The sequence below is a fragment of the Janthinobacterium sp. KBS0711 genome, from assembly GCF_000988085.1.
Taxonomy (GTDB): Bacteria; Pseudomonadota; Gammaproteobacteria; order Burkholderiales; family Burkholderiaceae_D; genus Janthinobacterium; species Janthinobacterium lividum_E.
Genome location: NZ_LBCO01000035.1, coordinates 198,718 through 211,218, shown reverse-complemented (window position 1 = coordinate 211,218; position 12,501 = coordinate 198,718). Strand labels below are relative to the sequence as shown.

At 61.2% G+C, this 12,501-nt stretch carries 11 protein-coding genes; 1 reads left to right on the top strand and 10 read right to left on the bottom strand.

The features are described from left to right. From VM94_RS28640 to VM94_RS24085, 10 genes are all read right to left on the bottom strand, one after another. The coding region (locus VM94_RS28640) for a site-2 protease family protein (protein ID WP_200899268.1) at positions 1-662 on the bottom strand (662 nt) is incomplete at its 3' end. Positions 663-800: 138 nt separating this feature from the next. Next, positions 801-2,621 (bottom strand): PhoH family protein, encoded by a 1,821-nt coding sequence (locus tag VM94_RS24125; RefSeq protein WP_046685780.1) that lies wholly within the window; start codon positions 2,619-2,621, stop codon positions 801-803. A gap of 289 nt (positions 2,622-2,910) precedes the next feature. Next, the gene (locus VM94_RS24120) at positions 2,911-3,381 is read right to left on the bottom strand and encodes a peroxiredoxin (RefSeq protein WP_046685779.1); all 471 of its coding nucleotides are present in this window, start codon (positions 3,379-3,381) and stop codon (positions 2,911-2,913) included. Positions 3,382-3,456: 75 nt separating this feature from the next. After that, positions 3,457-4,416 (bottom strand): polysaccharide deacetylase family protein, encoded by a 960-nt coding sequence (locus tag VM94_RS24115; protein WP_046685778.1) that lies wholly within the window; start codon positions 4,414-4,416, stop codon positions 3,457-3,459. After that, the gene (locus VM94_RS24110) at positions 4,416-5,468 is read right to left on the bottom strand and encodes a bifunctional UDP-4-keto-pentose/UDP-xylose synthase (RefSeq protein ID WP_046685777.1); all 1,053 of its coding nucleotides are present in this window, start codon (positions 5,466-5,468) and stop codon (positions 4,416-4,418) included. The genes VM94_RS24115 and VM94_RS24110 overlap by 1 nt, the downstream gene beginning before the upstream one ends. 21 nt (positions 5,469-5,489) lie before the next feature. Next, a complete protein-coding gene (locus VM94_RS24105; protein ID WP_046685776.1) occupies positions 5,490-6,407 on the bottom strand; it encodes a formyltransferase in 918 nt (305 codons plus the stop codon). Then, positions 6,407-7,402 (bottom strand): glycosyltransferase, encoded by a 996-nt coding sequence (locus VM94_RS24100; RefSeq protein WP_046686229.1) that lies wholly within the window; start codon positions 7,400-7,402, stop codon positions 6,407-6,409. The genes VM94_RS24105 and VM94_RS24100 overlap by 1 nt, the downstream gene beginning before the upstream one ends. An 11-nt stretch (positions 7,403-7,413) precedes the next feature. Then, positions 7,414-8,550, bottom strand: a complete 1,137-nt coding sequence (locus VM94_RS24095; RefSeq protein WP_046685775.1) for a DegT/DnrJ/EryC1/StrS family aminotransferase — start codon at positions 8,548-8,550, stop codon at positions 7,414-7,416. A gap of 205 nt (positions 8,551-8,755) precedes the next feature. Further along, positions 8,756-10,429: a glycosyltransferase family 39 protein gene (locus VM94_RS24090; RefSeq protein ID WP_046685774.1), complete on the bottom strand. Its 1,674-nt coding sequence runs from the start codon at positions 10,427-10,429 to the stop codon at positions 8,756-8,758. Then, on the bottom strand, positions 10,426-10,818 hold the full coding sequence (locus VM94_RS24085) for an Mth938-like domain-containing protein (RefSeq protein WP_046685773.1): 393 nt from the start codon (positions 10,816-10,818) through the stop codon (positions 10,426-10,428). Before VM94_RS24085 ends, VM94_RS24090 begins: the two co-directional genes overlap by 4 nt. Before the next feature lie 423 nt (positions 10,819-11,241). Here VM94_RS24085 and VM94_RS24080 point away from each other — a divergent pair, with 423 nt between their 5' ends. Further along, the gene (locus VM94_RS24080) at positions 11,242-12,471 is read left to right on the top strand and encodes a pyridoxal phosphate-dependent aminotransferase (RefSeq protein WP_034750427.1); all 1,230 of its coding nucleotides are present in this window, start codon (positions 11,242-11,244) and stop codon (positions 12,469-12,471) included. Positions 12,472-12,501: the final 30 nt, after the last annotated feature.

The following is a 12,501-nucleotide window of genomic DNA, read 5'->3' as shown; positions in this document are numbered from 1 at the left end:
GCTTGCCAGCCATACCAGCCGAACGCCACTAGCCACGCCAGCAAGATCGCCAGCCCCGGCAGCAACAGCCATTTTGCTGCCGTCTCTTCCCACACCACGTAAGGCTTGCCGCCGCGCGCGATGGCCAGCAGTGCCTGGCCCCCGTTCAAGGCGGCAAACGGCAGCAGATTGAAGGCGCACAGTTTCAACGCGAACAGAGCAAACACCGGCGCAAAGCCGTGCGTGTGGGCAAAGGTTTCTCCATCACCCAGCAATGCCTGCGCCGTCGACAATGGCGCCAGCGCGCCGTGCAGGATTTGCCCGAAGGCGGCGAGGAAACCGTCCCAGCCCGAAGCTCCCATGATGCCCAGCGACAAGGCCAGCAAGACGGCCACGCCGCTCAATGGCAGCAGCACCTGCTTCCACAGCGGCTGGAAATTATACGCGTCCAGGCAGGGATCGTCGTCATACAGCATTTCTTCGCGCGTATCCTTCAGCACCACATTGCCGGCCAGCGGCAGCAGCCTGACGTGGACTTTTCCCACGGCCAGCAGGATTGGCCCCACGCCGTAGCTGACGCTGCGCACGGTGATGCCGAGTGCGCGGGCGCACACGGCCATGACGGAAATGTGGATCAGCATGAAGAGGATGAAGCAGAGCAGCAACTGGAGAGCGGGAGCCATCGGATACGGTATCCTGAAAGAAAGGAGCGGTATTAGAGCATGCCGCCGCAAAAAGTCGCGCACATGAAAAAAGCCCCGTCCGCATCGCTGCAGCCGGGGCTTTCGAATGACTGGGCAGCTTGCGCCGCCCGCTAACACTTACAGCACTTCGCTGGCGTGGTCCGCCAGGCGCGAGCGCTCGCCGCGGGCCAGGGTGACGTGGCCGCTGTGGGTCCAGCCCTTGAAGCGGTCAACCACGTAGGTCAGGCCGCTCGAGCCTTCCGTCAGGTACGGCGTGTCGATCTGTGCGATGTTGCCCAGGCACAGGATCTTCGTGCCGGGACCGGCGCGCGTGACGAGGGTCTTGACTTGTTTCGGCGTCAAGTTTTGCGCTTCGTCGATGATGAGGAACTTGTTCACAAACGTGCGGCCGCGCATGAAGTTGAGCGACTTGATCTTGATGCGCGAGCGGATCAGGTCTTGCGTTGCAGCACGGCCCCATTCGCCGCCATCGGAGTCGGACTTGTTCAGCACTTCCAGGTTGTCGTCGAAGGCGCCCATCCATGGCGACATCTTTTCTTCTTCCGTGCCTGGCAGGAAACCGATGTCTTCGCCTACCGGCACCGTGACGCGGGTGACGATGATTTCATTGTAGAGCTTGGTTTCCAGCACTTGCGCCAGGCCGGCGGCCAGGGCCAGCAGGGTCTTGCCGGTGCCGGCCTGGCCCAGCAGGGTGACGAAGTCGCATTCCGGATTCATCAGCAAGTTCAGCGCGAAGTTCTGCTCGCGGTTACGCGCCGTCACGCCCCACACATTGTTCTTCGTGTGGCTGAAGTCGCGCAGGGTTTGCAGCACGGCCGTCTTGCCATTGATCTGTTTCACCTGGCCGTAGAACGGGGTTTCGCCGTTTTTTGGTTCCAGGTAGATGAACTGGTTGACCAGCAGCGAAGGAATGAACGGACCCGTCACGCGGTAGAAGGTGGAGCTGTAGCCGTTCTTGCTTTCCTGCCACGATTCCATGTCCTTGCCGTGCTTGTTCCAGAAGTCATCCGGCAATTGCACGATGCCCGAGTACAGCAAGTCCGTGTCTTCCAGCACATGGTCGTTGAAGTAATCTTCGGCTGGCAAGCCCAGGGCACGCGCCTTGATGCGCATGTTGATGTCTTTCGACACCAAGACGACAGGGCGGCCTTCCTGTTCCGATTCCAGCGAACGCACGACGGCGAGGATCTGGTTGTCGGCCTTGCCCACTGGCAAGCCAGCCGGCAAATCGGCGCTTTGCAAACGCGTCTGGAAGAACAGACGGCCCTTGGCATCCTTGTTGCCCAGCTTGGACAGCAAGATGCCGTGTTCGATGGCGTCGTCGTCCGTGTTGCTGATCAGGGCATCGAGCGTGCGCGAGACCTGGCGTGCATTGCGCGCCACTTCCGTCATGCCCTTTTTATGGTTGTCCAGCTCTTCCAGGGTCATCATCGGCAGGTACACATCGTGTTCCTCGAAGCGGAACAGCGACGATGGATCGTGCATCAGCACGTTCGTGTCGAGCACGAACAGCTTGCTGATGCCGCGCTGGTCGGCGGCGCGGCTGGCGGACGACTTGAGCTGCACTTCCACCGCCTTGTGCTTGGCCGGATGTGGCTGCTCGGCTTGCTTGACGGGTTTGATCGGCGTGACCTTGCCTTTTGCCGCCGGCTTGGCTTTCGCCGCAGGCGCAGCAACGGCGGCAGGCGCGGCCGCAACCGGGGCAGGCGCAGCAACGGCTGGCACAGGCTTGGCGACCATCAGGGCCGCCACTTGCTTGATCTTCGTGGCCGCATTGCGGACCGGCTTGGCAACTTCGGCGATCGCCGCTTCAATAATCGGTGCAGCCACTTTCTTGGCTGCCGGGGTTTTGGTGGCCGGGCGCGCTGCGCCTGCGGTTGGGTAATCTTGGGTGGCCAGGATGGTGGCTGGCTTGCTCGGTAATTTTGGCAGTGGCATCAGGATCTCAATCAAAAAATTTCTGGAATGAATCTCCCATGGGCAGCCAGCTTCTGGCGGCACTTCTCATGGGGGGATGCGAGGGGAACAACAATGCTACAGGACGAGAAACTGCCGGAAGGCCGGCAGCATGGCCGGTCATGGACGCCATCGGCGGGCTGCAGGCCCGCCTGGCGGAGTGGGTGGAGGCGCTTCGTTGACTCAAAATGGCGATAGGTACCGTGAACTGAACTGCGGTTGAACCAGGCTCGCTGGAAGCCGACAACGCGCATTGGATCAATATGGACGATCAATTCAGATGCGCTACGAATTCCAGCACTTCTTCCACGTGAGTTGCGACCTTCACGCCTCTCCATTCTTTCACCAATCGGCCCTGGGCGTCAATCACAAACGTACTGCGCTCGACGCCACGGACCGTCTTGCCGTACATCTGTTTCATCTTCATGACGTTAAACAGCAGGCAAACGGCTTCGTCCGGGTCGGAAATGAGCTCGAATGGCAGCTCCAGCTTGGCTTTGAAGCTTTCGTGCGAGCGCAGGGAATCGCGGCTGATGCCGTAGATTTCCACGCCGGCGGCGACGAATTGCGGATACGCATCGCGGAAGGCGATGTTTTCCGTGGTGCAGCCAGGGGTGTTGTCCTTCGGATAGAAAAACAGCACCGTGGCCTTGGCCGGGCGGCCCAGCAACTGAAAGGTTTTGCCGCTGGTCATGGCGGCGTTAAAGTCGGGTATGCTAACGAGGGATTGGCTATCAGCCACAGGTTCTCTCCTGAACGGTGATCATCAGCGCTGGTTTTTAATCTGGCAACGCATCCAGGTGCAACAATACAGCATTCAGGCCGCTTTGCCCTGCACAATCAGGCGCCCCGAACGCCCGGGCAACTCATCCCAGGTGATGGGACAAACGGGCAAGTCCGTATTTTTTATCTTTTCATAATAATCGCCCATCGCTGCGAACTGGTAACCCTGGGCTTTCCAGCCAGCCAGCAGTTGTTCGAAAATGGGGGCGAGTTTCTGTCCTTCAAGTTCCGCATGCAAGGTATACACGTGATCGCGGGAATTATCTGCTGTCAGTGACAATATATGCGCGGCAACATTGCCGGTCGTGATCAGTTTGCCGTCGATTTCGCAGCCCAGCAATTCATCCAGGGTGGGCAGGGTGGTGGGCAATTGCACGCATTGCAGGATGGTGTTGCCGTTGCGCACGCGGTGCGGGCCTTGCGTTGGCTGGGCCATGGCGCCGCGCGCGTCGAGCATGGCGCGGCCGTCGGAGGCAAAGCGGTAGCCGGCCGTGTCGTGCTCGACAAAGGCGCTGACGTTCATTTGCCAGCCGGCCGCGCCGTGCGTGTGGGGCTTGTTGCCGAATACCTGTTCGTAGCGGTTGGCGGCCTTGCGCATCATGTTGATGGTCCAGGCGGCGTTGCGCTTGGCCACGTTGTCTTGCCACAGGGTGTGATCCCAGGTGTGGATGCCGCACTCGAAACCGGCATCGCGCACGGCGCGCAATTGCGCCGCGCAGAGCTTGCCGATATCGGGTCCCGGCAGCAAGGTGCCGTACATTAATGTCTTCAAGCCGTAGTGCTCGACCACCGACGTGCGCGACACCTTGCTGAAAAAGCCGGGCTTCAAGGCGCGCCGCAGGGCCCAGCCCGTGTGGTCGGGGCCCAGCGAGAACAGAAAGGTGGCCTTGGCCTGGTGCGCGGCCAGCATGCGCACCAGATTGCCCATGCCTTCACGGGTGCCGCGATAGGTATCGACGTCGATTTTCAGGGTCAGGAACGGCTTGCTCAACATTAATCCATCAGGGCTTTGGCTTGGGCTACCTGGCTGCGGTAGGCGTCGAAAATATTGCGCAGGGAATCGGCCATGGTGGTGGTCGGCGCCCAGCCCAGCTCTTCGCAGGTATTCGTGATTTTCGGCACGCGGTTTTGCACGTCCTGGTAGCCGGCGCCGTAGTAGGCGCCCGAAGTCGTTTCCACGATTTTCACGTGTTTCGCGCCTTCGGCGTATTCCGGATATTCGGTGGCCAGGGTCAGCATCATGCCGGCCAGGTCGCGGATCGAATAGTTGTTGGTCGGATTGCCAATGTTGTAGATCTTGCCGCTGGCGATGCCGTTCTTGTTGGCGATGATGCGCATCAGCGCGTCGATGCCGTCGTCGATGTAGGTGAACGCGCGTTTCTGCGCGCCGCCGTCCACCAGCGAGATGTTTTCGCCGCGCACGATATGGCCGAAGAATTGCGTCACCACGCGCGAGGAACCTTCTTTCGGCGTATGGATCGAGTCCAGGCCCGCGCCGATCCAGTTGAATGGACGGAACAGGGTGAAGTTCAAGCCTTCCATGCCGTAGCCCCAGATCACGCGGTCCATCAGCTGCTTGGCGTTCGAGTAGATCCAGCGCGGCTTGTTGATCGGGCCGCAGATCAGTTCCGAGTTTTCCGGATCGAATTCCTCGTCATGGCACATGCCATACACTTCCGAGGTCGACGGGAAGACCAGGTGCTTGCCGTACTTGGCGGCCGAGCGGACGATGGGCAGGTTGGCTTCGAAGTCCAGTTCGAAGACGCGCAGCGGCTGCTTGACGTAGGTCGACGGCGTGGCGATGGCCACCAGCGGCAGGATCACGTCGCATTTCTTGACGTGGTACTCGACCCATTCCTTGTTGATCGTGATGTCGCCTTCGAAGAAGTGCATGCGCGACTTGTAGTTGTCATCTTCCAGCAATTCCGTGATGCGGTCCGTGTTCATGTCCATGCCGTAGACATGCCAGTCGGTGGTTTCCAGGATGCGCTTGGACAGGTGGTGGCCGATGAAGCCGTTGACGCCTAAGATGAGGACTTTTTTCATGTGAGATTCTCTTGTGTGATATCAGTGTGTGCTGACGCGGGTGGTCAGACTTGCTTGCAATTGCTGAGCCGAAACCGGCTCCCCGGCAGCCCTCAGCGCGGAAATGGCCAGCATGTGGCCGTCTCCGCAGACGCCAAAGATGCAATTATCCACTACCGCCAAGCCCGGTGGCAAACTTCCTGCTGAATGCTTGCTTAAACGGGCTGTTTCGATGGTGTAAATAACATTGTTGACTTCGGTGAACGCGCCGGGATAGGGCGGCGCGACGGCCCGGTGCAAGTTGTATACCTGCTGCGCGGGTAACTTCCAGTCGATGCGGCCGTCTTCCGGCGTGCGTCCGCCAAAGTAGCCGCCCTGGCGCAAATCGTTGAGCTGGCGCGGCGCCGTGCCGTCCAGCAAGGCTGACAGCACGTGCCACAGGGTTTGTTCCGCCGCCACGGTGACCTTGCCGAAGACTTCGAAAGCCGTGTCGTCGGGCAGGATGGGGACGGCCGTTTGCGCGACGATGGCGCCGGCATCGGGCTTGACCGTCATTTCATGCAGGGTGGCGCCCGTTTGCGGGGCGCCGTGCAGCACGGCCCAGTTGACGGGTGCGCGGCCGCGGAACTGCGGCAGCAGCGAACCGTGCATATTGTAGGCGGGCGCGACTTCCAAAATGCTGGCCGGCAGCATGTGGCGGTAGTAAAAACTGAACAGCATGTCCGGTGTTGCCGCCCGCACCTGCGCCAGCAGTTCGGGCGCGCGTGCGTCCGATGGCGTGATGTAGGGGATGCCTTCGGCCTGGCACAGGCTGGCGACGGATTCGAACCACAGGTTTTCCGTGGGGCTGTCTTCGTGCGTGACGACCAAGGCGATATCGACGCCGCCGGCCAGCAGCACCTTGATGCAGCGCACGCCCACATTGTGGTAGCCGAAGACGACGGCGCGCGGGGCGCCCATCAGCGGCCCACCTGGCGTTTTTCCAGGCGCACGTACGATGGCGCCTCGGCTTCCGCCTGGACCATGCCGTCCTGCAAGATGGTTTGCACCACGTAGCGGGGGCGGGCGCGCACTTGCTGGAAGATGCGTCCCACGTACTCGCCCACGAGGCCGATGCCGAACAGGATCACGCCCATCAGGAAGAAGGCGATGGCGAACAGGGTGAATACGCCCTGCGCCTCGGCGCCGAACAGGAAGCGGCGCGCCAGCAGATAGATCACCAGTCCGGCCGAACTGAGCGACAGCAGCATGCCCAGCATCGAGAAAATTTGCAGGGGAATCAGCGAAAAGCCCGTGACCAGGTCGAAATTGAGGCGGATCAGGCTGTACAGCGAGTATTTCGACTCGCCGGCTGCCCGTTCCTCGTGTTCGACGGTAATTTCCGTGGGCTTGCGGGCAAACGTGTAGGCCAGTGCCGGCACGAAGGTGTTGACTTCGGCGCACTGGTTGACCAGGTCGATCACGTTGCGGCCATACGCGCGCAGCATGTTGCCCTGGTCCGTGATCTTGATGTTGGTGATGCGCTCGCGCAGCCGGTTCATCATCTTCGAGGCCAGGGTGCGCCAGGCGGAATCTTGCCGCTTGCGCCGGATCGAGCCCACGTAATCGTAGCCTTCGCGCATCTTCGCCACGAGGTTGCCGATTTCTTCGGGCGGGTTCTGCAAGTCGGCGTCGAGCGTGACCATGATCTGCCCGCGCGAGGATTCAAAGCCGGCCAGGATGGCCATGTGCTGGCCATAATTACCGTTGAACAAGACGACGCGCGTGACGTCGGGGCGCTGGCGGAACTGTTCCGCCAGGATGGCCACCGAATTGTCGCGGCTGCCATCGTTGATGAAGATGATCTCGTAGCTCGTCTGCAAGGCATCGAGGGCCGGATACAGGCGGGCGAACAGGCTGGCCAGGCCATCCTGCTCGTTGTAGATCGGAATGATAACGGACAGTTCAGGTTTCATCGGCGCGCTGCTCATTTGATGAGAATGGATTTGACGGTGGCGACGGCGCGTTCCACGTCCTGTGTCGTCATGGCGTAGAACATCGGCAAGGTCACGGTCAGGCGGCCGATCTTTTCCGAGACAGGGAACATGCCTTCGGTAAAGCCGCGTTCGCGGTACATGGTAAACAGGTGGATCGGTGCGTAATGATAGCCCGTTCCCACGTTTTGTTGTGCCATTTGCTGCATGAACGCGGCGCGCGTGCCGGGGCCGTTGTCGGGGAGGATAATCTGGAACAAGTGCCAGTTGCTGTTTTCAAAGTCCTGCACGGGCAGCTGGGCGCCGCTCTGCGCTTCGAAGTCGCTGCCGAATTGCTCAAAGTAATGGCGCGCCAGCGCGCGGCGGTGGGCCGTGATGGCGTCGATGTTGGCGAACTGGCCCAGGCCGATGGCGGCCATGATGTCGCTCATGTTGTATTTGCCGCCCAGCACGTCGACGTCGATGCCGTCGACGCCGCTGCGCGTGACGCCTTGCAGCCGGTATTTCTCGGCCAGCTTCGCTTCTTCCAGGTTGTTCAGGACGAGGCAGCCGCCTTCGCCCGTGGTGATGTTCTTGTTGGCCTGGAAGCTGAACGAGACGAAGTCGCCAAACGCGCCGATGCGCTTGCCTTTCCACGTCGAGCCGAACGCTTGCGCCGCATCTTCCACGACCCGCAAATTGTACTTGTCAGCAATCGCGTACAGGCGGTCCATGTCGACGGGCAAGCCGGACAGGTAGACGGGGATGATGGCTTTCGTACGCGGGGTGATGGCCGCTTCCAGCTTGTCGAGGTCGATATTGCGCGTGACGGGATCGATATCGGCGAACACGGGCGTGGCGCCCACCTCGATGATGACGTTGGCCGTCGCTACCCACGACACGGGCGTGGTGATGACTTCGTCGCCGGGGCCGATGCCGGCGATGCGCAGCGCGATTTCCATGGTGCACGTGCCCGAATTGAAGGTGCGTACGGGACGCCCGCCGAAATACTCGGACAGCTGGGCTTCGAAGGCCTGCACTTTCGGGCCGCTGGTGATCCAGCCCGAGCGCAGCACTTCGCCGACGGCGGCGATGGTCGCTTCGTCGATGGTGGGTTTGGAAAAGGGCAAAAAGGGCAGGGTAGAGGTCATGGGTGCGGCTCTTGGGTCGGTATGGTGTCAGGGTATCGGTGTCGCCGAGGCTGCCGTCCGCTCAAACGCGGCCGGCAGGCATGGCTATTCTATATCGTCAGTATGGCGGCGCAGCCGGTTCAGCAGTGAAAAAATCCTGCTGCTGCGGGGGCGGGGCAAGCTGGCCGGGGGCGCGCTCCGTGCTGCCTCGCGCCCCAGTTAAACACTATTTGTTGGCAATGACCATGCGGCGCGCATCCTCGGCGATAACACGCATGGGCACGCCACGATCTTGCAATTCCTTGTAACGGTTCAGGCTGATAATGGCCATGTCGTGCACGCCGGCGTTGGCATCGTTCGTCCATTGCGTGATGAAAGGCTCGATGGTCGGGATGGACAGTTCCGGCTGCTGTTTCAGGCCAAATGTAAACTCATCCCAGTAATCGACGAGGATCACGGGCCGCTGCAGGTAATACGTCAGCGACTGTTCATAGATGCCGACCGAATAGAGCTTGGTATCGGCCGTCAGTTCGGCCTGGATCTGCGGCAGCATGTCGGTGCCCGCGCGGTTCTGGCCATACAGTTCGGAGCCGGCCAGGATGCAGTGCGTGGCGAGGAATCCGGCGCCGGCAATCGTCAGCACGGTCATGTCGCGGCGCAACTGGCGCGCATGCAGCAAGGCCAGGGCGCCGCCCGCCAAGGCGAAGAAGCCGGCCGCCATCAGCCATGGCTGGTAGCCCTTGAGCGCGACCAGGGCATCCGCATCGCGTGCGCTGGCCTTGCTGAAGGCGATCGGTCCGCCGATCAGGATGGCCGCGCCCAGCACGCACAACAGGCCGGCGGCGAACAGGCGCTGGCGGCGCGATGCCGATTCCAGGTACAGCGCCACCAGCAAGGCCAGCGCCGGGAAGATGGGCACGATATAGCCAGGCAGCTTCGAGGTCGAATAGCTGAAGAAGAAGAAAATGAAGACGGCCCAGACCAGCAGCATCAAACGGGGCTGGAAGGCGCCTTCCTGGCGCTGGAAGGCGGCGGCCAGGCTTTGCGGCAGCAGGCCTATCCATGGCAGGATGCCGGGAATGAGCAGCACGAGGAAGTAGTACCAGGCGCCTTCGCGCTTGTGACCCTTCATCAGGAAACGCTGGAAATGCTCGTGGATGAAGAAGAAATGCGGCTGTTCCGGATTGCGCAGGGCGACCAGCACGAACCACGGCGTGGCGATGGCAAAGAACACCAGCAAGCCCTTGACCAGGTGCAAACGCGTCCAGATGCGCCAGTCGCGCGCGCACAGCGAATACAGCACCAGCACGGCGCCCGGCAGCACGATGCCGATCAGGCCCTTGGCCAGCACGGCCAGCGCCATGGCTGCCCAGCAGGCCAGCATCCAGTTGCGCCGCTCGGTCGCCGTGGCGTCGTCGCGCTGTGCGATCAGCAGGCTGCCCATGGTGAGGGTCATCATGCCCGACAAGCCCATGTCCAGCGAATTGATCTGGCCGGAAGCGAGCCAGAACAGGCTCGACGCGAGCACCAGGCCGGCATACAGCCCCACGCGCGGGCCGAAGACCTTCTTGCCCGCGTAGGCCGTCATGCACACGCCGATGATGCCGCACAGGCCAGTCCACAGGCGTGCCTGCCACTCGCCCAGGCCGAAGGCGGCGAAGGTCAGCGCATTCATCCACGTTTGCAGCGGCGGCTTTTCAAAGTACTTGATGCCGTTCAGGCGCGTGGTGATCCAGTCGCCCGTGACGAACATTTCGCGCGCCATCTCGGCGTAGCGGCCCTCGTCGGGCGGCACCAGGGTGCGCACGCCCAGCGCATACAGGGTGACGACGATGAAGATGCCCAGCAGGGACCACATCAGCACCCGCGACGAGTGCAGTTCGTTGACGTTGATTTTCATGCGGCCTTGCCTGCGGCCGGGGCCAGGATCAGTGCCAGGGTGACTTTGCGGCCTTCGCCCATGAGGATATTGTAGGTGCGGCAGGCGGCCTGGCTATCCATGCATTCGACGCCGATGCGGCGCATGGTCAGCGCGGCCGTCAGTTTCGGGTGCACGAAGCGCTGGCGCTCGCCGGTGCCGAGGATGACCACGTCGGGAGAGTCGGCCAGGATTTGCGCGAAATGCGCCTCGGTCAATTCTTCGAAACTGCTGACTTCCCACGCCCGCGGCGGTGTTTCCGGCATGACGATCAGGCTATAGTTGTACGGCTGGGCATTGATCTCGACGCCGTTTTCGTCATAGCCGGTGACAGTCTGGTATTGTTGGGTGCTGCTGGCGTGGAGTTTCATGGCGATATCGGGGCTGGTCGTGTCGGTTGATCGGTACGCGCGCGGCCAAACTGCGTGCCGCGGCCAAGGGCGTAAGCATGCCATAAATGACAGAAAAGAGCGACTGAAAAGCAATATCCTTTCCAAATTGCAATGTTCGGCGCCACAGTGGCGGTGCATGCTTGCGCCATGGTAATGCTGCAAGATTAAGGGAAGATGAAGATGGCGCCCGCCCGATTGCCGTCCGGAGGCGCCGGCGTGGCAGAATCGGCGTCAAATGCTGCGGTTCGCCATGTTTAATTTGATAAAATGCCCTGTTTTCGGCGAGAATGGTTGTTTTCGCCTTGCAGTCTTTCGCATCGCAGTTTCACGGGTTCATAGTTCTGGCGCGGCGGCCACGCTGCAAGTTCTGGTCACCGCGCCGCATCACGACAGGGATTTATTTTGCGACCGATTCAGAAATCGAATAAATTGGCGGACGTCTGCTACGACATCCGCGGCCCGGTCCTGGAAAAATCCAGGCAAATGGAAGAAGAAGGCCACAAGATCACCAAGCTCAATATCGGCAATCTGGCCGTATTCGGCTTCGATCCGCCCGACGAGATCGTGCGCGACATGATGCTCAATCTGCAGAATGCGGCCGGCTATACGGATTCGAAAGGCATGTTCGCGCCGCGCAAGGCCGTCATGCATTACACGCAGGGCAAGAATATCGCCGGCGTGACCATCGATGACATTTACCTGGGCAACGGCGCTTCCGAACTGATCGTCATGTCGATGAATGCGTTGCTCAACAGTGGCGACGAAGTGCTGGTGCCGGCGCCCGATTACCCGCTGTGGACGGCCGCCGTCAGCCTGTCGGGCGGCAATCCCGTGCACTATGTGTGCGACGAGCAGAACGAGTGGTATCCCGACATCGAGGACATGCGCCGCAAGATCACGCCGCAGACCAAGGCCATCGTCGTCATCAACCCGAACAATCCCACGGGCGCGCTGTACCCGGTTTCCGTGCTGCTGCAGATCGTCGAACTGGCGCGCCAGCACCAATTGATCATTTTCGCCGACGAGATCTACGACAAGGTGCTGTACGACGAAGCCGAGCACGTGTCGATCGCCTCGCTGGCCGACGACGTGCTGTTCATTACCATGAACGGCCTATCGAAGAATTACCGCTCCTGCGGCTACCGTTCCGGCTGGATGGTGGTCTCGGGCGAAAAGCGCCACGCAAAAGATTACATCGAGGGCCTCAACATGCTGGCCTCGATGCGGCTATGCGCCAACGCGCCGGGGCAGTTTGCCATCCAGACGGCGCTTGGCGGCTACCAGAGCATACAAGACCTGGTGGGGCCCGGCGGGCGCCTGTTGAAACAGCGCGACCTGGCGCACAAGCTGCTGACCGATATTCCGGGCGTCACCTGTGTCAAGCCGAAGGCCGCGCTGTACATGTTCCCGCGCCTGGACCCGGAGATCTACCCGATCGCCGACGACCAGCAGTTTGCCTATGAATTACTGGCCGAAGCGAAGGTCCTGATCGTGCAGGGCACGGGCTTCAACTGGATCGCGCCCGACCATTTTCGCGTCGTCTTCCTGCCCAATTCCGATGACCTGACCGAGGCCATGGGGCGCATTGCGCGTTTCCTCGAAGGCTATCGCAAGCGTCACGGCCGGGGCTGAACCAGCCAGCAGCAATCTCGATCAACCTGG